Source organism: Bradyrhizobium sp. 215_C5_N1_1 (genome assembly GCF_052075935.1).
GTDB classification, from domain to species: Bacteria; Pseudomonadota; Alphaproteobacteria; order Rhizobiales; family Xanthobacteraceae; genus Bradyrhizobium; species Bradyrhizobium barranii.
In genome coordinates this window covers 3361551-3380953 of sequence record NZ_CP197228.1, presented here as the reverse complement: position 1 = coordinate 3380953, position 19403 = coordinate 3361551, and the positions used below count along the sequence as shown (strand labels likewise).

Sequence of the window (19403 nt, the reverse complement as noted above, 5' to 3'; positions counted from 1 at the left end):
AATTGCAGACCGCATGAGTAGCCGACGCGTTCAGATCCTGGTGGCACTCGTCCTCACCGCACTGTGGGGTGCGGGCATCTATGCTGGCCACGCCAACGGTCATCTGCGCTTTCTCGATCGGCTCGAGGCGACGCTGACGGATTGGCGGACCCAGGTCCGCGGCGTGCAGGCGCCGCCCGATCTCGTCACCATCGTCGCGATCGACGACACCGTCGTGAAGCGCGGCGGCAGCTATCCGCTGCCGCGCGCCGATCTCGCGCGCGTGGTCGACACCATCGTGCAGTTCAAGCCGAAGGTCGTCGCGATCGACCTGCTGCTGGTCGACCGCAGCGCGGCGATCGGCGATGCGACGCTGGCCAACACGCTCGCAACCGGACCCATGGTGCTCGCCGCCGCCGCGATCTTCCCGACCGCCAGCGAGACTGTGGCACCGGACAGCGAAGGCCCCCTCGCCGCGCTGCCGCAGGCCGAGCGTTTCCTGCTGCCGCTGCCCGCCTTTGCCGATCACGCCGAGGTCGGCGTCGTCAACGTCGCGACGGGGCAGTCGGGCTCGCCGCTTTCGGTGCCGATGCTGTTCCGGACCCGCGACAAGGTCGAGCTGTCGTTTCCCTTGCGGGTCGCGGCGCGCGCGCTCGACAAGCCGCTGACGATCGCGCCGGATCATCTCATGCTCGGCGATCGCGCGGTCTCGACCGACAGCGATTTCGCGCTGCCGATCACCTATTACGGCCCGCGCCGCACCATCCGCACCGTCAGCGCGCAGAGCATCTTCGACGGCACGCTCAATCGCGCGGCGATCGAGAACCGCATCGTCGTGATCGGCGCCGCGGTCGCCGGCGGCGGCGACTTCTATCCGACACCGTTCGATTCCCTGATGCCCGGCGTCGAGGTGATCTCGACCGCGATCACCCATCTCGTCTCCGGTGACGGCATCGTGCGCGACCGCAAGGTCCACATCGCCGACGCGCTCACCGCGATCCTTTTGCCGATGCTGCTGGTCGGCCTGCTCGCCTGGCGGCGCAGCGCGCCCGGCATCATCGCGGCAGCCGCGGTGATGATCGCCTGGGCCGGGCTCAATCTGTTCGCCTTCACGCACGGCGTTTGGCTGAACGCCGCCACGACGCTTGCCGCCGCGGTGCCGCCGGTCGCGGTCTTTGCCGGCGTGCAGCTGTGGGCCGGCGGCCGCCGCACGCAATATTTTGCCGCCAAGAGCAGGTCGCTGGCGCAATTCCAGGCGCCCGCCGTGCAGGAATGGCTGACGCGCGATCCGAATTTCCTGTCCAGGCCGGTCCGGCAGGATGCGGCCGTCGTCTTCATCGATCTCTCCGGTTTCACGACGCTCAGCGAACGGATCGATCCGGACGAGCTGCAGCATCTGCTGAGGGCATTTCACGCGCTGATCGACAAGGCCGCGGTCGATTGCGGCGGCCTGATCACCGGCTTTCTCGGCGACGGCGCCATGATCCTGTTCGGACTGCCACACGCGATGCCCGACGACGCGGCGCGCGCGCTGCAATGCTCGATCGACCTGTATCGCAGCGTCGATCGCTGGATCGTTTCGCTGCCGCCTGCCCTCCGCGGCCAGCTCGGTTTCAAGATCGGCGTGCATTTCGGTCCGATCGTCGCCTCCCGCCTTGGCGAAAGCCACCAGCACATCACGGCGACCGGCGACACGGTCAACGTCGCGAACCGCTTGATGGAGGTTGCCGCCCAGAACTGTGCGCGGCTCGCGCTCAGCGATACGCTGCTGGATGCGGCCGACTTCCACGGCGCTCCCGACGGCATTCTGTCAGGTCCCCTGCTCACGCAGGTCCGCGGCCGCTCCGGCGTCGTGACCGTCTGGTTCTGGCGCGACCAGAACGGGCCGAGCCAGGCCACCGCCAGGGCCGAGATGATCGACTGATTTTTGGGGCCGCCTACCGCGCTTCCGGCGGCGGCGAGCGGTCGAGCACGTCGCCCTTGGCGCCTTCGAGCAGATCAATGCCGTAGGTCTCGATCACGAGCGGCCCGCGCTTGCGCTGCAATTGCGCAATTTGCGTCACCTTCGCGAAGAGCTCGTCGAGGGCGGTATGGCCGTCCGGGCGCAGCTCGTCGACAGAGATCAGCTTGCCGGCAAGCAGCTTTGGATCGGGCTCGGGCATGTTGACCCAGCGGATGCGCTGGTTCTGCTGCAGCACGCAGGTGCCGCGCGGCAGATAGAAGGCGAGCCAGCCCGTGGTGCCGTAGTCCTGCGCGAGCACGCAGGTCGCGCCACTGCGCGCGCGCACCGCTTCGATCTCGGCGGCGAGCTCGCGCCAGCCGACGCCGACGCTGCGCACCGTCGCGTCGCGGCGATAGCCCGACAGCCAGCCGGTGTTGGCCTGCACGATCAGCGCCGCAAACATCACGATGCCCACGGGCGCGGCCCAGCGCAGGCAGAAATCCGCGAGGCGCCGCGCGCGTGGTTGCCACGGCACGAGATTGGCGGCGGCGGCCGCGGCAACGATGAAGGGCGGATAGACCGGCGCGAACCAGTTGGCCTCGACGCGGGCATGCAGCGAATGCCAGACGAAATAGACGACGATGGTCCAGAACAGCGTCTCGATCAGCACACGCGAGGCCAGCGCGCCGGCCCGGCGCCAGGTCAGCGCGTGCAGGCCCATCGCGCCGAGGATGAAGACGAGCGGCGTTGCGAAGGCGATCTGGGTCGGGATCAGCTCGGCGATGAAGACGGGACGGAAGTCCTCGATCTTCGCGCGGCCGAGCTGCTTTACGAACGAGACCCATTGATGATCCGCATTCCACAGGATCACCGGTGAGAACAGCGCGAACGCAACGAGACCGCCGAGATAGGGCCAGGGCGAGAGGAACCAGCGCCGCAGTTTCGGCACGGCCGCAAGCCAGATCAGGATCGCGGCGCCAAAGAACATCGCGGTGTATTTCGACAGCAGCGCCGCGCCGACCGCCGCGCCGACGGCGAGCCACCAGACGCCGCGGCCGGTCTCCAGCACCTTGGCGAGGAAGAACAGCACGAAGCTGGAGGCAACCAGCAGCGGCGCATCCGGCGTGACGATCAGCGTGCCGACCGAGGCCATCATCGTCACGTTGAGCAGGATGGCGCTGGTCGCCGCCACCCGCACGCCGCCGAACAGGATGGCGGCGGAGCGATAGATCGCATAGCTCATCGGCAGTGCGAGCAGGATCGAGAACACGCGGACGCCGAGCTCGGTGTCGCCGGCGATCATGGTGCCGGCGCGGATCACATAGGCGACCATCGGCGGGTGGTCGTAATAGCCCCCGGCGAGGTTCTTCGACCACATCCAGTAATAGGCTTCGTCGAAGGTGATCGGCGTGAACGCGGCCGCAACCAGCCGCAAGCCGACCAGCGCAACGATCACCAGCGCGGTATTGCGGACGATCCGCGCGTCAGCCCCGCCCATGTCGAGCTATTTCTTGCGCCAGACGAACAGTCCGGACATCGCGTAGTTCCACACCACGCCCATCAGCGCGCCGGCCATGCCGGCCAGCCACCAGATCGGCTCCTGGTCGTAGACCGAGAAGGCGACGCCGACATTGGCGAGCAGGCCGACGCTGCACACGATGTAGAAGGCGATCAGGCCGCGCAGCAGCGCAAAGCCCTTCAGCCGCTGGTCGCGATAGGTCAGGAAGTTGTTGAGGGCGAAGTTGCTGGTCATGGCGACGATGGCGCCTGCGGCCTGCGCCTCCGCGAACGGCGCCTTGAACAGCTGAAGGGCGATGAACAGCGTGGTCAGATGCACCACGAGGCCGATGCCGCCGACCATCGCGAACAGGATGAAGCGAAGCGAGACGGCATCGTTGGTGAACTTGGCCAGCACCAGGCCGAGAAAATCCAGCGCGACCATGGAATCGAGCTTGCTCTCGCCGTGCTGGCGCTCGCCGAACGTGTAGGGAATTTCAACAGCTCGCAAGCTACCGTTCGCGCTCGCGACGAGGTCGAGCAGGATCTTGAAGCCGTGCACCGACAGTTTCGGCGCGAGTTCCTCGAAACGGTCGCGGCGAACCATGAAGAAGCCGCTCATGGGATCGGCGATCTCGACCCGCAGCGCCTTCCTGGCGAGTTCGGTCGCCAGCGCGCTGGCGCCGGCGCGCTGCTTGTTGAAGCCTTCGCTCTTGTAGCCCTCGATGTACCGGCTGCCGACGACGAGATCGGCCTGGTCGCTTGCGAGCAGCAACAGCATCTTCGGCAGTTGCGTCTCGTCGTGCTGGAGGTCGGCATCGATCACGGCCACATAGGGCGCGCTGGAGGCCAGGATGCCCTCGATGCAGGCGCCCGATAGGCCGCGGCGGCCGATGCGCCGGACACAGCGCACGCGGTTGTCGCGCTGCGCCAGCGCGCGCACGACGTCCCAGGTGCCGTCGGGCGAATTATCGTCGACGAACACGACTTCCCAGGCGACGTTGGCGAGCGTCGCCTCCAGCCGCCGGTACAGCACCGTGACGTTGTCGCGCTCGTTGAACGTCGGGACGATGACCGACAGTTCCGGCGCCTCTTGAGCCTGCGGGGGAGTGCCGGAGCCCGGTCTGATCGCTTCATTCATGACGGCAGCGTATATCCGCCGCATCCTGCGCTGCCAAGACGTTGCGCTGCCAAGATCTACCGAGCGGGGGGTCTGTGGGGAAAGGCCCAAAAAGGGCCCAAAAATGCCAACGACCCCGGAACGGCGGACCGCGCGTACATCCGGCGCAAGCCCAAGCTATTCCAAGGTCGTTCCAGCGCCGGAGGTTTCGCTCAACGTCGCCGTTACAAACTAGATAGGAACGGTAAAACCGCTTTGCAAGGGGGCATAGCGGCCCTTTTTCAGACCCTTGCTAATTCGGGACTTCCTTGATCACCGGCCCACGCGGCACGGGGGCGGCCGGGACAGCGGGCGCCGCCGCCGGAGCCGGCTCGGCCTTTGCCGGCCTGGGCGGCTTGCCGTACTGGCCGATCGGCCCCAATACGACGGCGACCGCAAGCACGACCGCCGCGACGATCGCGCCCAGAATGCCACCCACCGACTCAGACGACATGGAAGCCCATCCCTGTTCCAGATGCCTCCAGTGATACCATGGATGCGCGCGGAGCTGGAAGAGCCCCCCGCGGAGGGGCGAGTAGCGAATGGCTCGTCGCGCATGAGGAGCGCCGGCTTACGTGCCCTCTTCGCGATTGGCCATTCGCCACTCCCCCTACTTTGCGGGCGGCCTGTGCTTGACGAAGGCCGTCACGATGTCCTTCTGCGCCGACTCGACCGCCCTGTTCGCGGTGGCGAGATGAGCGCCGGCATCGATGTTCGGATATTGCGTGGTGAGATAGTCGAGCAACGCCACCCGGTAATATTGCCGCTCCGACGGACAGGCGCCCGCGACCGAGCGGCCGAAATCCTGTTCCGACATTCCCTGATTGGAGTCGCGCGAATATTCCCGCGCCAGGCAATGCCAGTAATCGTCGCGGCCCTGCATGGCGAGCTTCTGCGCACCCTTGGCATCGTCATCATCGTCGGCCATGGCACCAAACGTCATGGCAGCAGATGTCATCATGACGAGCGCCGCTCCCACCATCAGCATCCGCATTCTTGTTCTCCTTTTGCGCGGGTCCCGTTGCGACCTTAGACGGGACGGCGCAACTGGCCAATCACATCTGGTTTGATTAGGATGAGGTCCCTCCCCGTCGATGCGAGACCCTCCCGTGGCCAAAGCAAAAACCGCGTCCAAAAAATCCGGCAACATCTTCATCGGCGTCGGCGGCTGGACCTTCGAGCCCTGGCGCGGCGTGTTCTACCCGGAGAAGCTCACGCAGGCCAAGGAGCTGTCCTATGCCGCCTCGAAGCTGACCTCGATCGAGATCAACGGCACCTATTACGGCTCGCAGAAGCCGGAAAGCTTTCGCAAATGGGCCAGCGAAGTGCCCGATGGTTTCGTGTTCTCGGTGAAGGGACCCCGCTTCGCCACCAACCGCCGCGTGCTCGCCGAGGCCGGCGATTCCATCAAGCGGTTCTATGATTCCGGCGTGCTGGAACTCGGCGACCATCTCGGACCGGTGCTGTGGCAGTTCGCGCCGACGAAAAAGTTCGACGGCGCCGATTTCGGCAAATTCCTCGAGCTGTTGCCGCGCAAGCTCGAGGGGCGCGTGCTGCGCCATGTCGTCGAGGTCCGCCACGACAGCTTTTGCGCGCCGGACTTCGTCGCGCTGATCCGCGAGTTCGAGACGCCTGTCGTGTTCGCCGAGCACGGCAAATATCCGGCGATCGCCGACGTCGCCGGCGATTTCGTCTATGCACGGCTCCAGAAGGGCAATGACGAGATCAAGACCTGCTATCCGCCGAAGCAGCTCGATGCCTGGGCCAAGCGCTTTCAGGACTGGGCCGAGGGGAGTGAACCCGACGATCTGCCGAAGGTAGACAAGGCCAAGCCGAAGAAGGAGCCGCGCGACGTGTTCGCCTATGTCATCCACGAGGGCAAGGTGCGCGCACCGGCCGGCGCCATGGAACTGATCGCGCGGGTGAGCTGAGGATGGTTCATGGCAAAGGCGAAAAAGCTCTTCACCATCGGTTATGAACAGACGCCGCCCAAGGCGGTGCTCGACGAGCTCGTAGAGGCCGGCGTCAAGCTCGTGGTCGATGTGCGCGCGGTGACCTCATCGCGCCGGCCCGGCTTTTCGAAGAAGCAGCTTGCCGCGGGCCTCGATGAGCGCGGCATCGCCTATGTCCATCTCGCCGCGCTCGGCACGCCGAAGGAAGGCCGCCTCGCCGCGCGCAGCGGCCAATACGATGTGCTGGAGAAGATCTATTCAAAGCACCTGAAGACGCCGCAGGCCCGGGAAGAGATGGACGAGCTCTCGGCGCTGGTGATGAAGGCCGGCCCGGTCTGCCTGCTCTGCTACGAGCGCGATCACACCCACTGCCACCGCCAGATGATCGCGGAGATCATCGAGGAGCGCGATGGCGTGGCGGTGAGGAATTTGGCGGGGCGGCAGGTGTGATCGTCACGGGCTTGTCCCGGGCATGGAGGAGAGACCCTACCCCTCTCCCGCCAGCTCGAACGTCCCCTCCATCATCTGTACGCAATGGCCGCCGACATAGGCATCAAGAAGGGCGCCGCCCTCCTTTTCCACTGTCGTCCGCAGGATGCTCGGCCGGCCCATGTCAAAACCCTGGCCGATGGTGAGCTTCAGCTCGCCGTCGCGGAGTGGATCGAGCGTGGCGAGCAGCGCGGCGGCGGCGACCGTTGCGCTGCCGGTGGCCGGATCCTCGGCGAAACCGCTGGCACCGCGCATGAACATCCGTGCCTGGAGGTCGCAAGGCGCCTGCGCCGCCGCGATATCGCGCGTGTAGAAATAGATCGAGAACGCGCCGTCGCGCGGCAGTGTCCGGCCGAACGCCGCAGCATCGGGCGCCGCCCGCCGCAGCGCGTCGCGCGAATGCAATTCCGCGACGACGAACGGCGTGCCGACGCCGACGACCTCCGGCACATGACGATCGGTCCTGATGTCGTCCGCGGTCAAAGACAGGCACGCGGCGACCTCGGCGGCGGACAGCTTTGCAAGTCGCGCCAGCGGCTGCGGCGCGGTCAGCTCGGCGCCGACGACCTTGCCCTGCTCCCGCCAGATCTCGACCGGCACGATCCCGGCTTTCTCTTCGAACAACAACCGCGGCCAGGGCTCATTGCTGCGCCGGGCCAGCACGAAAGCGGTGCCGACATTGGGATGACCCGCGAAGGGAAGCTCCCTCACCGGCGTGAAGATGCGGACCTCCGCGTCGTGGCCGGGGTTGCGCGGCGGCAGCACGAAGGTCGTCTCGGAATAGTTGAACTCGGTCGCGATCGCCTGCATCTGCTGCGTCGTGAGCCCGCCGGCATCCAGCACCACGGCGAGCTGGTTGCCGCCGAAGGCGCGGTCGGTGAACACGTCGACGGTGATGTAGCGGCGCTGCATCTTCACTTCCTCATGAAACTCGCGGCCTCAACCGGCCGCATCGCCGGCAGTCTACAAGCCGGCGACATCGCTCGTCATGCCCCAAAATTCGGAGCATTCGGAGCAATCGCGCGCGAGGAGATCAGAAGGGAGAATCAGAAGCGGAACAGCTGATGCGGCGATGCGAGTACCCGCGCGCGCTCGCTGTCGTCGACGATCAGCGCATCGAGAAACTGCCGGTTTTTCGCGTAAGCCTGCGACGCCTCGAACTGCGTGTGCGGCCAGTCGCTGCCCCACAGCAGGCGGTCGAGGCCGTAAGCCTCGCGCAGCAGCGGATAGGCCTCCTTCGCAAAACTCTCGCCGCTCGCGCCGTTGCGATACGGCGCCGAGATCTTGACCCAGACATTTCGCGTCGCGCCGAGCTTCAGCACCGACTGGAAGCCGGGATCGGCGACACCGAGTTTCGGATCCGGCAGCGCATAGTGATCGAGCACGACGGTGACGCCATGATCAAGCAGCTGCGGCGCAAGCAGTGCGAGGTCGGACGCGTTGCGCTGGAGCTCGACCTGCCAGCCCATCGATTTCACGTTTCCGAGCAGCACCTTCCATTCGCTGGCAGCGAGATCGGGCAAGGGCTGGCCGACGAGATTGAGGCGAATGCCGACGACGCCGGCGCGATCGAGCGCGCGGAGTTCGTCCGCGGTCACAGAAGGATCGACCACCGCGATGCCGCGCAGGCGTCCGCCGGAAGTCTTCAGGCTCTCGACCAGATAGGAATTGTCGGTGCCGAGAAAGCTCGGCTGCACCAGCACGCCGTTGCTCATGCCATTGCGGTCGAGCTGCTCCAGATAGAGCGCCAGCGGCGCATCGTAATCGGGGGCATAGCGCCGGCCGGGCGCGAGCTTGAGGCCGCGGTGGAAGACATGGGCATGGGTATCGATCGTCGGCAAGCTCGTCTCACTCTTCGCTCGGCTCGCGGCGGCCGTGGCCGACACGAGAGATACAAGGCCTGTGCCGAATTGGCGGCGCGTCAGGCCGCGCGCGCGGGACATCATGGTGACTGCTCCCCATCCGGCGTCAGGCGCGCGTCGCGGCGGTTTGTTCAAAAACCTTGCCGCGGGTTTCGGGCAGCAGCACCACCGCGATCAGCACCAGCGAATAGGCGAAGGCCGCATCGATGCCGATCGCCGGTCCGAGCCCGATATGGTCGCTGAGATAGCCCACGAGGAAGGGGAACGCGGCGGAGACGATGCGGCCGAAATTGTAGCAGAAGCCGACACCGGTGCCGCGCACGCCGGCCGGATAGAGCTCGCTGAACAGCGCCGCCATGCTGGCGGGAATGCCGGCCGAGAAGAAGCCGAGCGGAAAGCCGAGCACCAGCATCTCGCCGTTGGTCAGCGGCGCGAAGATGTAGATCAGCACGGTGACGATGCAGGCGCTGGCGAAGAAGGTGACATTGGCCCTGCGGCCGATGCGGTCACTGATGATGCCGCTCGCGATGCAGCCGCAGAAGAAGGCAACGATGATGACTGCGAGATAGCCGCTGGAGCCCAGCACCGACAGATGCCGCACTTCGCGCAAGTATGTCGGCAGGAACGTGGTCAGGGCCGCGTAACCGCCGTGGGCGCCGATGCCAAACAGGCCTCCGATCAGCGTCGAGCGCAGCACGTCACGATGGAAGATGCCCGAGAGCGTGGCGAAGAATGGCGTCTTGTCGGCTGCGACCGCGCGCGGCGGCTCCTTCAAGCCGCGGCGGATGAAGATGATGAGGAGCGCGGGCAACAGCCCCAGCGCAAACAGCAGCCGCCAGGCGATGTCGGCGGGTGCATAAGTGAACACGAGGGCCGAGAGCAGCACAGCTGCGCCCCACCCCACGGCCCAGGCGCTCTGCACCGAGCCCAGCGCCTTGCCGCGATGCTCGGGGCGAATGATCTCGGCCATCAGCACCGCGCCGCAAGCCCATTCGGCGCCGAAGCCGAGGCCCTGAATCGCCTTCAGGATCAGGAGCTGGTTGTAAGTCATCGCGAACGCGCAGGCGAAGGTCGCGAGCGCAAAGGTCGCAACGGTAATCTGAAGCGCCTTGACGCGGCCAAAACGGTCGCCGAGCGCGCCGCCGAGCCAGCCGCCGAACGCGCCGAAGAACAGCGTGACCGAGCCGAGCAGGCCCGCATCGGCCTTGCTGATGCCGAAGGCGGCGATCAGCGCGGGAATGGCAAGGCCGAACATCTGGACGTCGAGCGCATCCAGCGCCCAGCCGCCAAAGCTTGCCCAGAACGTGCGCCGCTCCAGCGGCGAGCTTTCGCTGTACCAGTTTGACATTGTTTCTCCCTTGAATTCGTTATTGCTTGATGTCGTTGAAAGGTCGCTCTCACCTGATCTCGGCGTGGTAGCGGAACCGGTCGGCCGGCCCCCTCGACCTGCGCCATTCGATCGGCCGCCGCTCCAGATCGAGCGCGAGGCGCTCGATCACGATCAATGGTGCGTGCGCTTCGAGGCGCAGCAGGCGGGCCTGCATCTCGTTGGCCATTTCGACCGTCAGAATTTCCTCGGCCGACACCACCACCTCCCCGCAGCGCTCCTCGTAGAGCGGATAAAGCAGGTCGCCGAATTCGGCGGTGTCGATCTCCAGGATCGGCGCGAAGCGCGATTGCTGGAGCCAGATTTCTTCGGCGAGCAGCGGTACATCGTCGATCAGGCGCAGACGCGACAGGCTAATCACGGGCTCGCCGACAGGGATGCGCAGCGCCGACGCAACGGCCGAATTCGCCGGAACGCTCTTGCGCCGGATGATGCGGCTCTTCGGCACGCGCCGCTCGCCGCTCTCGGACTGGAAGCGGAAGAAGCGGAATAGCGAGGAGTTGAAGCGCGCCCGGCGCACGAAGGTGCCGCGGCCCTGCTGGCGCTCCAGCACGGTATCGGCAACGAGCTGATCGATCGCTTTGCGCACGGTGCCGATGGCGACGCCGTAATGCGCCGCGAGCTCGGCCTCCGACGGGATCGGCTCGCCCGGCCGCCATTCATTGCGGTTGATCCGCGCGGCGAGGTCGTCGCGCAGGCGCTGGTAGCGTGGCAGGCGGTCGTCGTGCGGGGCTGCATTCATATAGTCATATAGATGACTAGATGAGATGGGAGTCAAGCACTACCAAGGTACCGCAATCGAGAAACCGGCGATGCCCGCGGGGGACGCGAGGTCGGGCCGGCGGACGTTGCCAACCCGACCTCGCCTTGCGCGTTAATTCGCTGCCCTCGGCGTGCAGGGCGGCTGCTTGTAGGGCGCTGAGGCAAACGCGCCCTGTGCCGGAGCCCTCACGCAATCCGCAGCCGCCTGAGGCGAGGCGCGCCGCGGGGCGACGTCGCGAGCGGCTGCGGCCTGGGTTTGATAGACGGCGGCGGCGATCAGGGCGGCCGAGACAAGGGTCAATCGGGTCATGGGTTCTCTCCGCGTGGCAAACGGAAGCCGAGAGGTTTCGGCGTCCTGACAATATGAGCGGAAATCGCCGTGAGATATTTCATCACGCGCCTTCAACGAAACGCGAGCCCCTCACCCCAGTTGAAACACCGCCACCTTGTGCTCGTAGCCGCGAATCGCGACCTCGCCGAGCGCGACGGCGTCCTCACCGTCGTCGCCGAGCGCCTCGCGGACGGACGCGGAGATCAGGAGGTGCGAGCCGAACTCCTTGTTGAGTGCCTCCAGCCGCGAGGCGAAGTTCACGGTGTCGCCGATGACCGTGTACTCCTTGCGCCGGGGCGAGCCGATATTGCCGGCAACGACCTCGCCGAAATGGATGCCGATGCCGATCCGCAGCGGCCAGCTCGTTTGCGCGTTGATGCGGTCCATCGCGGCCAGCATCTCGCGGCCTGCGGCAACCGCGCGGTGCGCGGCGTCGGAGGCCTCCAGCGGCGCGCCGAACAGGGCGAGGAAGCCATCGCCCAAAAACTTGTTCACGATGCCGCCCTGACGATCGAGGATGTCGACCAGCACGGCGAACGCACCGTCGAGCCGGTCAACCACCTCCTGCGGGGTGCGCAACCGCGCGCTGGCGGTGAAGCCGCGGAAATCGACGAACATCACCGCGACGCGGCGAAGGTCGCCGCCCGCGCTGGGCCCCGCCGCCATCAGCCGTTCCACCACCTGCGGCGAGACGTGCTGGCCGAACAGGTTGGTGACGCGATCACGCGCGGTGGCGGCCGCGATGCTCGCGGCAAATTGCCGCCGCAGCCGCGCGCCGACGGAGCCGGCGAGCACGCCGCAGATCAGGATGATGGTGCTGCGCACAGCGTGAAAGTAGATCAGCGGTTCGCCAGCGTCGCTGGCCGAATTGTAGTACAGCGCGACGGCCAGGAGTTCGGCTGCGGCCACAAATCCCGTGAAGGTGGACAGCCAGAAATCGAGCCGCAGCGTCGAAAGAATGATGAAGATGAAATAGGCCAGTGGCAGCACGAAACCGAGCGCGGGCCCAGCGCCCATGCTGCGAATCTGGAGGATCAGGATGATCGTCGGCAGCGACGTTTCGATGAGAGCGCCGATATAGCGCCTGATCACCGGCAGGTCGCGATCGAGCTTGAGGTTTCGCCTGATCTGGCTGTGGACCCAGACCTCGAAGAGGATGAAGCCCCCCAAGAGCATGTATTCGCGGACCAAGCCCTCCGTCCCGCGCCAGACCCGGTTCACGATGGCAGGGTCGATCAGGTAGGTTGCGGTGAGGAACAGGATCATGACGCAGCCCGTCGTGATCAGCGCCCTCACCCGCAACAGCTCGGTCCGCAGCACTTCTCGCGTCAGCTCGCGCTCGAACTCGTCCGACATCACGGCATGCTGCCGGGTCTTCCTGCTGGCAAACCTGACCATTTCTCCCCTCGATTCAGGGGCATTGTGCCTCAATCCAGCGTGCGGCGGAAGCGCGTCACCGCGATGGTCATGGCGACCAGCATCAGGATCGCCAGCGCCAGCGCGTCGAAGTGCAAATTCTGCATGGTCGCGCCCTTCAGCATGATGGCGCGGACGATCCGCAAGTAGTGGGTCAGCGGCAGGCATTCGCCGAGATATTGCGCCCAGACCGGCATGCCGGCGAACGGGAACATGAATCCGGAGAGCAGAATGCTCGGCAGGAAGAACATCATCGCCATCTGCATGGCCTGGAGCTGGTTCTGCACCACGGTCGAGATGGTGTAGCCAATCGACAGATTTGTAGCGATGAACAAGGTCGACAGCAGCGCGAGCAGGAACAGATTGCCGAGCAAGGGCACGCCGAACAAGCCGACACCGATGCCGATGATGAGGAAGGCCTGAAGGAAGCCAACCAGCACATAAGGAACGATCTTGCCGAACATCACCTCGACCGGCTTGATCGGCATCGACAGCAGGCTCTCCATGGTACCGCGCTCGACCTCGCGGGTGACCGAGAGCGCGGTGAAGATCAGCATGGTCATGGTGAGGATGGTGCCGACGAGGCCCGGCACGATATTGAGGCTGGACGACGCGGCCGGATTGTAGCGCGCATGCGCGCGGATCTCGAACGGCATCTCGGGCGGATTGCCGATATAGAGATCGTGCGCAAGCGCGGTCTGCACGACCATGCCGAGCGAGCCGAGCGCGGCACTGGCCGCAACGGGATCGGTGGCGTCGGCCGCAACCAGCAGCGCCGGCCGGTCGCCACGCCGCACCGCCCGCTCGAAGCCCCGCGGAATCTCGACGCCGAACAGCACCTTGCCCGATTTCAGCAGGTTGTCGAAATCGTCGACGTCGTGGACCTCGTAGATGAAGCGGAAATAGGCGGTGTTCTCCAGCGCCTTCAACACCGAGCGGGCAAGATCCGAATCCTCCTGGAGCAGCACCGCGCTCGGCAGATTGTGCGGCGTGGTGTTGATGGCATAGCCGAACAGCAGAAGCTGCATCACCGGCAGCATCACGATCATCGCGAACGAGACGCGGTCGCGCTTGAGCTGGATGAACTCCTTGACCAGCATCGCATAGGAGCGCTTCCAGAAGCCGAAGCGCTCGCGGATCTCGTGCGCGGGTGCGGGATGATCGGCGGCGCTCATTGGAAATTGTCCTTGGAACGGCTCATCAATTCGATGAACACGTCTTCGAGCGAGGGCGATGATTTGTGCCAGTGCAGGCCGCCCTTCTCGCGCCACGGCGCGATGCTGGCCTCGAGCGCGGCGACGTCGCGCCCGGAAACGTGGAGCGAAGTACCGAACGGCGCCACCATGTCCACGCCGGGCTTGCCGGTGAGCGCGGCCGTGAGCCCGTTGAGGTCCTCGCCCGTCACGGTGTAGGTCGTCAGGGCGGACTTCGCGATCACCTCCTCGACCGTGCCGTGCGCCAGCAGATGGCCGTAGGCGATATAGGCGATCTCGTGGCAGCGCTCGGCCTCGTCCATGTAGTGGGTCGAGACCAGGACGGTGAGGCCGTCGGCCGCGAGCGCATGGATCTCGTTCCAGAAATCGCGCCGCGCCTTGGGATCGACGCCGGCGGTGGGCTCGTCCAGCAGCAGCAGTTTCGGACTGGGCAGCGTGCAGGCCCCGAGCGCGAGCCGCTGCTTCCAGCCGCCGGAGAGCTCGCCCGCAAGCTGCTCCTCGCGCCCCGACAGCCCGAGCCGCTTGATCATGTCGCGCGCAGCGCCCCGTGCATCGGCGAGGCCATAGAGCCGCGCGACGAATTCGAGGTTCTCGCGCACCGAGAGGTCCTGGTACAGGCTGAAGCGCTGGGTCATGTAGCCGACCTGGCGCTTGATCTTTTCGGCATCGCGCCTGATGTCGTAGCCGAGGCAGGTGCCCTCGCCGCTGTCGGGCGTGAGCAGGCCGCAGAGGATGCGGATGGTGGTGGTCTTCCCCGAGCCGTTCGGCCCGAGGAAGCCGTAGATCGAGCCGCGCTTCACCTGCATCGACAGATCGTGCACGACCTCGCGGCCGCCAAACGACTTGGTCAGGCCCTTGACGTCGATCGCGATGCCGTTGCCGCCGTTCATCGCTTGTCCGCCACCGGCGTTTTTGGATGGAGATAGACGTCGATCGGCTGTCCGACCCGCAGGGCATCGGGCCGCGAGGGGCGCGCCTGGATCAAATAGACCAGCTTGTTGCGCTCATCGAGGCTGTAGATGACAGGCGGAGTGTATTCGGCCGAGGTCGCGATGAAATAGATCTTTGCGGTGAGATCCGCCGCGCAATTATCGCAAGAGATGCGCACCGTGTCGCCGATCGCGAGCTTCGGCAACTCGGTCTCGGGCACGAAGAAGCGCAGCTTCATGTTGCCGGGCGGCATGATCGAGAGCACCGGCCGCTGCGCCGCCACCATCTCGCCCTCGCGGAAATAGATCTGCTGGATGGTGCCGGCAACGGGCGCAAAGCCCCTGCGCCGCGCCATTCGCGTCTCCGACGTTGCGACCCGCGCTTCGGCGACACGCAAGGACGACACGGCGGAATCGAGATTGGCCTGCGTACCGGAGCCGGTCTTGTTCAGCGAGGCCGCGCGATCATAGGTCTGCTGCGCATTGGCCAGTGTCGCCTTGTTCTGGTTGAGGTCGGCAAGCTGAAGATCGTCGTCGACGGAATAGAGGGCATCGCCGACCTTCACCTCGTCGCCCTCGCGGACATTGAGCTTCGTCACCCGGCCCGCTTCGTCCGGGCTGACGAAGATCATGTCGGCCTCGACCCAACCCTGAAATCCGGGATCGCGCTTGTCCTTGCAGCCGGCAAGGCCGGTTGCAAGGACGAGGGCCAATGCAAACACAGAAATTGCTCGTGACGACCTCATGTCGTCCTCCGTTCGCCAAAAATCAGATCGAGATGGACGCGCAGCATGTCCTGGGCGTCGAGCGGCGCGTGCCGCGCAAACAGGCTCTGCCAGATCACCGCGATCATCGCCGGTGCGACCAGGATCTGCGGATAGCGCGCGAGGTTCTTCTCGCGGATCTCGCCGCGGGCAATGCCGAGCTCGATCAGCGCGCGCATGCCGGCGATCCCGCGCGAGACAACCTCGCGATAGTAGAAATCGGCGACGGACGGAAAGCGCGGCCCTTCCGCCACGATCAATCGCACGAGATCGCCACGCCTCGTGCCGATGACCTCCTTGAGGAAGTTACCGGCAAAGGCCTCGACGAGATCGCGCACCGAGCCCGTCGGCGGCGGCAGCGCATTCAGCTTGGCCACGACCGGCACGATCACCGTGCGCACCAGCTCCTCGAACATCGATTCCTTGTCCTTGAAGTGCAGGTAGATCGTGCCCTTGGCCACGCCCGCCCGCTTGGCGATGTCGTCGAGCCGCGTCGCGGCAAAGCCGCGCGCAATGAACTCCTCCATCGCCGCTTCCACGATGGCCGACCGACGCTCGGCCGCACGTGTGGCACGGTTCGAAGTGGGCGCGGCGTCGGCGGGCGCACGGCCCTTCGCATCGGCGCGAGTTGCGGTTGGCGTGGCTGCTTTGGTTGGCTTCTTTGTCATCTCCCATTTATGACTGACTAGTCAGTCATAATCAAGACAGCGAGTCAATCCAAGCAACAAATTAGCATTGACTAATTCATTAGCGCATGCTAATCGAATATCCATGATCGAAGCCGCCCCAAATCCCGTCACCACCGTGATGCGTGCCCTCGCCGATCCGACCCGCCGGGCCGTGTTCGAGCGCGTGTTCGAGAGCAAGGAGATCAGCGTGGCCGAGCTCACCCGCGGCAGCGGCGTGACGCAGGGCGCGATCTCGCAGCACCTGAAGTCGCTGAAGCAGGCCGGCCTCGTCGCCGAGCGCGCCGAGGGCCGCAATGTCTATTACCGCGCCGCGCCGCAAGGGCTCGAGCCGCTGGTCACCTGGATGGACCATTACGGCGTGTTCTGGCGCGAGCGCTTCCAGAATCTGCGTGACCTCTTGAAGGAGATCGATCCGTGAGTGCAGCCGAGTTCAAAGCCGAGACTAAAGACATCGTCCAAGACATTGTTTTGGAGGAGGTCTTCCCTCACGCGCCCGAGACGATCTGGAAGACGCTGACCAGCGCCCAGTTGATCGCGCGCTGGCTGATGCAGCCGACCGGCTTCGAAGCCATCGAAGGCAAGGCCTTCACGTTCCAGACCACGCCCGGCGGCAACTGGGATGGCGTCATCCATTGCCGGGTTCTGGAAGTCGTACCGAACCGGCGCCTCGTCTATGCCTGGAAGGGCGGCGACGAACGCAACACCGGCTACGGCGCGCCGCTCGATACCGTCGTGACGTGGTCCCTCACCCCGGTCGAAGCCGGCACGCGGATCCGCCTGGTGCATGCGGGCTTCGTCATGCCGAGGAACGAGTCGGCCTACACGGTCATGAGCGGCGGCTGGAAGAAGGTCGTGCGTCAGCTCGACGAGATCAGTGGCGAGAAGTGAGTGGGAGATCTTCCGATGACCAGGCCTTTTACCGGCGGCTGCGCCTGCGGCGCGATCCGCTATTCGATTCTCGGTGAGCCGCTGTTCAGCAATCACTGCCAATGCCGGGATTGCCAGCGCGAAAGCGGCGGCGGTCACGGCTCGTACATGACCTTCGCGCGCGAAGGTGTCACGCTGACCGGCGAGGCGAAGCATTGGGACATGGTCGGCGACAGCGGCAACGTGAAGACGCGCGGTTTCTGCACGCAGTGCGGCTTGCCGGTCTACATGACCTTCGCCGCAATGCCCGACATCTTCACCATCCGCGCCGCGAGCCTCGACGAGCCCGCCCGCTACAAGCCGCAGGTGGTGACCTACGCGGCGCGCGGACATGGCTGGGACCACCTCGATCCGGACCTGCCGAAATTCGAGACCATGCCGCCAGCGTGAGGCACTAGAGCCACTTCCGTTCCGATGGAAGTTCCGATGGAATCGGAACGGGGCTCTAGATTCTTGTCTTGACGCGTTTTCCTTACGCGAACCGGTATCGACTTCGCTCGAAAACGCTCTAGCCAAAGTCGAGCACCATGCGGCCGTCGATCTTGCCGGCCTTCATCCGGTCGAAGACGTTATTGATCTCCGCGAGCGGCACCTTGGCTACTTCGGCCTTGACCTTGCCGTCCGCGGCGAATGCGATGGCCTCGTCGAGATCCCTGCGGGTGCCGACGATGGAGCCACGCACGGTGATACGCTTGAGCACGACATCGAAGATCGGCGTCGGGAATTCGCCCGGCGGCAGGCCGACCAAGCTGACGGTGCCCTTGCGACGCACCATCTTCAGCGCCTGCGCGAACGCCGAGGTCGAGACCGCCGTCACCAGCACACCGTGGGCCCCGCCCCCGGTTGCTGCCACAACCTTGTCCACCGCATTGGCCTCCAGCGCGTTGACCGCGAGATCGGCGCCGGTCTCGCGTGCGAGCTTGAGCTTGTCCTCGGCGATGTCGACGGCTGCGACCTTGAACCCCATCGCCTTGGCGTACTGGATCGCGACATGGCCGAGCCCGCCGACGCCGGAGATCGCGACCCACTCGCCGGGCCGAGCGTCGGTCTCCTTCAATCCCTTGTAGGTGGTGACGCCGGCACACAGGATCGGCGCGACGGCGGCGAAATCGATCGTTGCCGGGAGCTTTGCGGCGAAGGCGGCCGAGGCGATGACATATTCGGCAAAGCCGCCGTTCACGCTGTAGCCGGTGTTGTGCTGGTGCTCGCACAGCGTTTCCCAGCCGGTCTCGCAATATTCGCAAGCCATGCACGCGTCGTGCAGCCAGGCGACGCCGACGGCATCGCCGACCTTCAGATTTTTCACACCTGGCCCGAGTGCAGCGACGGTTCCCGCCACCTCATGCCCGGGAATGAAGGGCGGAACCGGCTTCACCGGCCAGTCGCCGGAAGCTGCGTGCAGATCGGTGTGGCAGACGCCGCACGCTTTCACCTTGACCAAAACCTCGCCGGGACCGGGCTGCGGCACCGGCACGTCCTCGATCACCAGCGGCTTGCCGAATTGTTTGACGATGGCGGCTTTCATGGTCGGCATGTGTCTGCTCCATTGCAATACGGAGGGCAGACTAGCGATGCCGGGCGGCGCATCCTTGATTGGAGTCAAAGAACGCAAGTTTCCGTCGCAGGAACCATCACGACACCGCGAAGACGAGGCTGCTTGAAGTACCGCTAGCTATGGAACTTCAGACCGTCGACGATCTTGTCGATCACCTTGCGCTCGGCGCGCATCGCGATGCCGACGAGATTGAGATCGGTGCGCTCAACCGCCCTCACCGCTTCGCGATTGGCGGCATCGTGCGTGGTCTTGAACATGTCCTCGGTGTAAAGGGCCGCCGTCACATTGCGCGAGAGCGCACGGTCGAGCGCGCGTGACAGCGCGGCACCATCGGCACCGTAGATCAGGATCGGCTGGCCGATCAGCGCGTGGTACTTCGTGCCCGAACCGTCCTCATGGGGCTCGCCGACACAGTCCGGAAAGGCCGCGGCAATTCCGCTGGTCAGAAACGACGCGACGTTGAGCTTCTGCCAGGCCTGAAGATCGGTGCGGATCACGACCGCGATCTTGGTGTCGAGCTGCATGCATACCTCGAACTGTCATTCCGGG

General features: G+C 65.4%; 22 protein-coding genes. 6 read left to right on the top strand and 16 right to left on the bottom strand.

What is annotated here, in order from left to right; translation table 11 throughout:
* The first annotated feature begins 13 nt into the window (after positions 1 to 13).
* Complete coding sequence (locus AB7G19_RS15885) at positions 14 to 1903, top strand: CHASE2 domain-containing protein (RefSeq protein WP_283016968.1); 1890 nt, start codon at positions 14 to 16, stop codon at positions 1901 to 1903.
* 13 nt (positions 1904 to 1916) lie between these two features.
* On the opposite strand, the gene AB7G19_RS15880 is transcribed toward AB7G19_RS15885, so the two are convergent.
* The 4 genes from AB7G19_RS15880 to AB7G19_RS15865 form a co-directional block, all read right to left on the bottom strand.
* Positions 1917 to 3419, bottom strand: a complete 1503-nt coding sequence (locus AB7G19_RS15880) for a glycosyltransferase family 39 protein (RefSeq protein ID WP_166342462.1) — start codon at positions 3417 to 3419, stop codon at positions 1917 to 1919.
* Positions 3420 to 3425: 6 nt separating this feature from the next.
* Positions 3426 to 4559 carry a glycosyltransferase family 2 protein gene (locus tag AB7G19_RS15875; RefSeq protein WP_283016969.1) on the bottom strand — a complete coding sequence of 378 codons (1134 nt, stop codon included), beginning with the start codon at positions 4557 to 4559 and terminating at the stop codon, positions 3426 to 3428.
* Positions 4560 to 4830: 271 nt separating this feature from the next.
* Positions 4831 to 5031: a hypothetical protein gene (locus AB7G19_RS15870; RefSeq protein WP_071912499.1), complete on the bottom strand. Its 201-nt coding sequence runs from the start codon at positions 5029 to 5031 to the stop codon at positions 4831 to 4833.
* A 156-nt stretch (positions 5032 to 5187) separates the two neighbouring features.
* Entirely contained in the window at positions 5188 to 5571 is a 384-nt protein-coding gene (locus AB7G19_RS15865) for a hypothetical protein (protein WP_063982423.1), read from the bottom strand.
* Positions 5572 to 5671: 100 nt separating this feature from the next.
* Between AB7G19_RS15865 and AB7G19_RS15860 the strand changes: the two genes are divergently transcribed.
* Together AB7G19_RS15860 and AB7G19_RS15855 are read left to right on the top strand one after the other, a co-directional pair.
* Positions 5672 to 6508, top strand: coding sequence for a DUF72 domain-containing protein (locus AB7G19_RS15860; RefSeq protein WP_175627368.1), 837 nt, complete (start codon positions 5672 to 5674; stop codon positions 6506 to 6508).
* Positions 6509 to 6517: 9 nt separating this feature from the next.
* Positions 6518 to 6979, top strand: a complete 462-nt coding sequence (locus AB7G19_RS15855; protein ID WP_166342466.1) for a DUF488 domain-containing protein — start codon at positions 6518 to 6520, stop codon at positions 6977 to 6979.
* Positions 6980 to 7015: 36 nt separating this feature from the next.
* Here AB7G19_RS15855 and AB7G19_RS15850 read toward each other — a convergent pair whose 3' ends face one another.
* The 10 genes from AB7G19_RS15850 to AB7G19_RS15805 all read right to left on the bottom strand — a co-directional run bounded on the left by AB7G19_RS15850 (position 7016) and on the right by AB7G19_RS15805 (position 16351).
* Positions 7016 to 7930, bottom strand: coding sequence for a PhzF family phenazine biosynthesis protein (locus AB7G19_RS15850; protein WP_071917365.1), 915 nt, complete (start codon positions 7928 to 7930; stop codon positions 7016 to 7018).
* 134 nt (positions 7931 to 8064) lie between these two features.
* On the bottom strand, positions 8065 to 8964 hold the full coding sequence (locus AB7G19_RS15845; protein ID WP_166342467.1) for an amidohydrolase family protein: 900 nt from the start codon (positions 8962 to 8964) through the stop codon (positions 8065 to 8067).
* 22 nt (positions 8965 to 8986) lie between these two features.
* Entirely contained in the window at positions 8987 to 10228 is a 1242-nt protein-coding gene (locus AB7G19_RS15840; RefSeq protein WP_166342468.1) for an MFS transporter, read from the bottom strand.
* Between the two features lie 49 nt (positions 10229 to 10277).
* Positions 10278 to 11009 carry a GntR family transcriptional regulator gene (locus AB7G19_RS15835; protein WP_085404341.1) on the bottom strand — a complete coding sequence of 244 codons (732 nt, stop codon included), beginning with the start codon at positions 11007 to 11009 and terminating at the stop codon, positions 10278 to 10280.
* A 132-nt stretch (positions 11010 to 11141) separates the two neighbouring features.
* Positions 11142 to 11339: a hypothetical protein gene (locus AB7G19_RS15830; protein ID WP_085404340.1), complete on the bottom strand. Its 198-nt coding sequence runs from the start codon at positions 11337 to 11339 to the stop codon at positions 11142 to 11144.
* Positions 11340 to 11450: 111 nt separating this feature from the next.
* Positions 11451 to 12758: an adenylate/guanylate cyclase domain-containing protein gene (locus AB7G19_RS15825; RefSeq protein WP_166342469.1), complete on the bottom strand. Its 1308-nt coding sequence runs from the start codon at positions 12756 to 12758 to the stop codon at positions 11451 to 11453.
* Positions 12759 to 12787: 29 nt separating this feature from the next.
* Positions 12788 to 13951, bottom strand: a complete 1164-nt coding sequence (locus AB7G19_RS15820) for an ABC transporter permease (protein WP_135215457.1) — start codon at positions 13949 to 13951, stop codon at positions 12788 to 12790.
* Positions 13948 to 14880, bottom strand: a complete 933-nt coding sequence (locus tag AB7G19_RS15815; RefSeq protein ID WP_166342470.1) for an ABC transporter ATP-binding protein — start codon at positions 14878 to 14880, stop codon at positions 13948 to 13950. The genes AB7G19_RS15820 and AB7G19_RS15815 overlap by 4 nt, the downstream gene beginning before the upstream one ends.
* Complete coding sequence (locus tag AB7G19_RS15810; protein WP_166342471.1) at positions 14877 to 15665, bottom strand: HlyD family secretion protein; 789 nt, start codon at positions 15663 to 15665, stop codon at positions 14877 to 14879. Before AB7G19_RS15810 ends, AB7G19_RS15815 begins: the two co-directional genes overlap by 4 nt.
* Entirely contained in the window at positions 15662 to 16351 is a 690-nt protein-coding gene (locus tag AB7G19_RS15805) for a TetR/AcrR family transcriptional regulator (RefSeq protein ID WP_175627369.1), read from the bottom strand. The genes AB7G19_RS15810 and AB7G19_RS15805 overlap by 4 nt, the downstream gene beginning before the upstream one ends.
* 103 nt (positions 16352 to 16454) lie before the next feature.
* On the opposite strand from AB7G19_RS15805, the gene AB7G19_RS15800 reads away from it, so the two are divergent.
* Genes AB7G19_RS15800 through AB7G19_RS15790 form a run of 3 tightly spaced genes read left to right on the top strand, consistent with a single transcriptional unit; the run spans position 16455 to position 17689 of the window.
* Positions 16455 to 16790, top strand: a complete 336-nt coding sequence (locus AB7G19_RS15800; protein WP_011088398.1) for an ArsR/SmtB family transcription factor — start codon at positions 16455 to 16457, stop codon at positions 16788 to 16790.
* Positions 16787 to 17260 (top strand): SRPBCC family protein, encoded by a 474-nt coding sequence (locus tag AB7G19_RS15795; RefSeq protein ID WP_063982412.1) that lies wholly within the window; start codon positions 16787 to 16789, stop codon positions 17258 to 17260. Before AB7G19_RS15800 ends, AB7G19_RS15795 begins: the two co-directional genes overlap by 4 nt.
* 15 nt (positions 17261 to 17275) lie before the next feature.
* Positions 17276 to 17689: a GFA family protein gene (locus tag AB7G19_RS15790; protein WP_166342472.1), complete on the top strand. Its 414-nt coding sequence runs from the start codon at positions 17276 to 17278 to the stop codon at positions 17687 to 17689.
* Between the two features lie 118 nt (positions 17690 to 17807).
* On the opposite strand, the gene adhP is transcribed toward AB7G19_RS15790, so the two are convergent.
* A complete protein-coding gene (gene adhP / locus AB7G19_RS15785) occupies positions 17808 to 18833 on the bottom strand; it encodes an alcohol dehydrogenase AdhP (protein ID WP_166342473.1) in 1026 nt (341 codons plus the stop codon).
* Between the two features lie 134 nt (positions 18834 to 18967).
* Positions 18968 to 19378, bottom strand: a complete 411-nt coding sequence (locus tag AB7G19_RS15780) for a DUF2000 family protein (RefSeq protein ID WP_166342474.1) — start codon at positions 19376 to 19378, stop codon at positions 18968 to 18970.
* Positions 19379 to 19403 lie beyond the last annotated feature (25 nt).

Coding starts and splice junctions, on each gene's coding strand:
- AB7G19_RS15870 (WP_071912499.1), bottom strand. CDS start 5,031: ATGTCGTCTGAGTCGGTGGGTGGCATTCTGGGCGCGATCGTCGCGGCG.
- AB7G19_RS15805 (WP_175627369.1), bottom strand. CDS start 16,351: ATGACAAAGAAGCCAACCAAAGCAGCCACGCCAACCGCAACTCGCGCC.
- AB7G19_RS15815 (WP_166342470.1), bottom strand. CDS start 14,880: ATGAACGGCGGCAACGGCATCGCGATCGACGTCAAGGGCCTGACCAAG.
- AB7G19_RS15855 (WP_166342466.1), top strand. CDS start 6,518: ATGGCAAAGGCGAAAAAGCTCTTCACCATCGGTTATGAACAGACGCCG.
- adhP (WP_166342473.1), bottom strand. CDS start 18,833: ATGCCGACCATGAAAGCCGCCATCGTCAAACAATTCGGCAAGCCGCTG.
- AB7G19_RS15835 (WP_085404341.1), bottom strand. CDS start 11,009: ATGAATGCAGCCCCGCACGACGACCGCCTGCCACGCTACCAGCGCCTG.
- AB7G19_RS15820 (WP_135215457.1), bottom strand. CDS start 13,951: ATGAGCGCCGCCGATCATCCCGCACCCGCGCACGAGATCCGCGAGCGC.
- AB7G19_RS15825 (WP_166342469.1), bottom strand. CDS start 12,758: ATGGTCAGGTTTGCCAGCAGGAAGACCCGGCAGCATGCCGTGATGTCG.
- AB7G19_RS15800 (WP_011088398.1), top strand. CDS start 16,455: ATGATCGAAGCCGCCCCAAATCCCGTCACCACCGTGATGCGTGCCCTC.
- AB7G19_RS15865 (WP_063982423.1), bottom strand. CDS start 5,571: ATGCGGATGCTGATGGTGGGAGCGGCGCTCGTCATGATGACATCTGCT.
- AB7G19_RS15850 (WP_071917365.1), bottom strand. CDS start 7,930: ATGCAGCGCCGCTACATCACCGTCGACGTGTTCACCGACCGCGCCTTC.
- AB7G19_RS15845 (WP_166342467.1), bottom strand. CDS start 8,964: ATGATGTCCCGCGCGCGCGGCCTGACGCGCCGCCAATTCGGCACAGGC.
- AB7G19_RS15780 (WP_166342474.1), bottom strand. CDS start 19,378: ATGCAGCTCGACACCAAGATCGCGGTCGTGATCCGCACCGATCTTCAG.
- AB7G19_RS15880 (WP_166342462.1), bottom strand. CDS start 3,419: ATGGGCGGGGCTGACGCGCGGATCGTCCGCAATACCGCGCTGGTGATC.
- AB7G19_RS15840 (WP_166342468.1), bottom strand. CDS start 10,228: ATGTCAAACTGGTACAGCGAAAGCTCGCCGCTGGAGCGGCGCACGTTC.
- AB7G19_RS15790 (WP_166342472.1), top strand. CDS start 17,276: ATGACCAGGCCTTTTACCGGCGGCTGCGCCTGCGGCGCGATCCGCTAT.
- AB7G19_RS15875 (WP_283016969.1), bottom strand. CDS start 4,559: ATGAATGAAGCGATCAGACCGGGCTCCGGCACTCCCCCGCAGGCTCAA.
- AB7G19_RS15810 (WP_166342471.1), bottom strand. CDS start 15,665: ATGAGGTCGTCACGAGCAATTTCTGTGTTTGCATTGGCCCTCGTCCTT.
- AB7G19_RS15885 (WP_283016968.1), top strand. CDS start 14: ATGAGTAGCCGACGCGTTCAGATCCTGGTGGCACTCGTCCTCACCGCA.
- AB7G19_RS15860 (WP_175627368.1), top strand. CDS start 5,672: ATGCGAGACCCTCCCGTGGCCAAAGCAAAAACCGCGTCCAAAAAATCC.
- AB7G19_RS15830 (WP_085404340.1), bottom strand. CDS start 11,339: ATGACCCGATTGACCCTTGTCTCGGCCGCCCTGATCGCCGCCGCCGTC.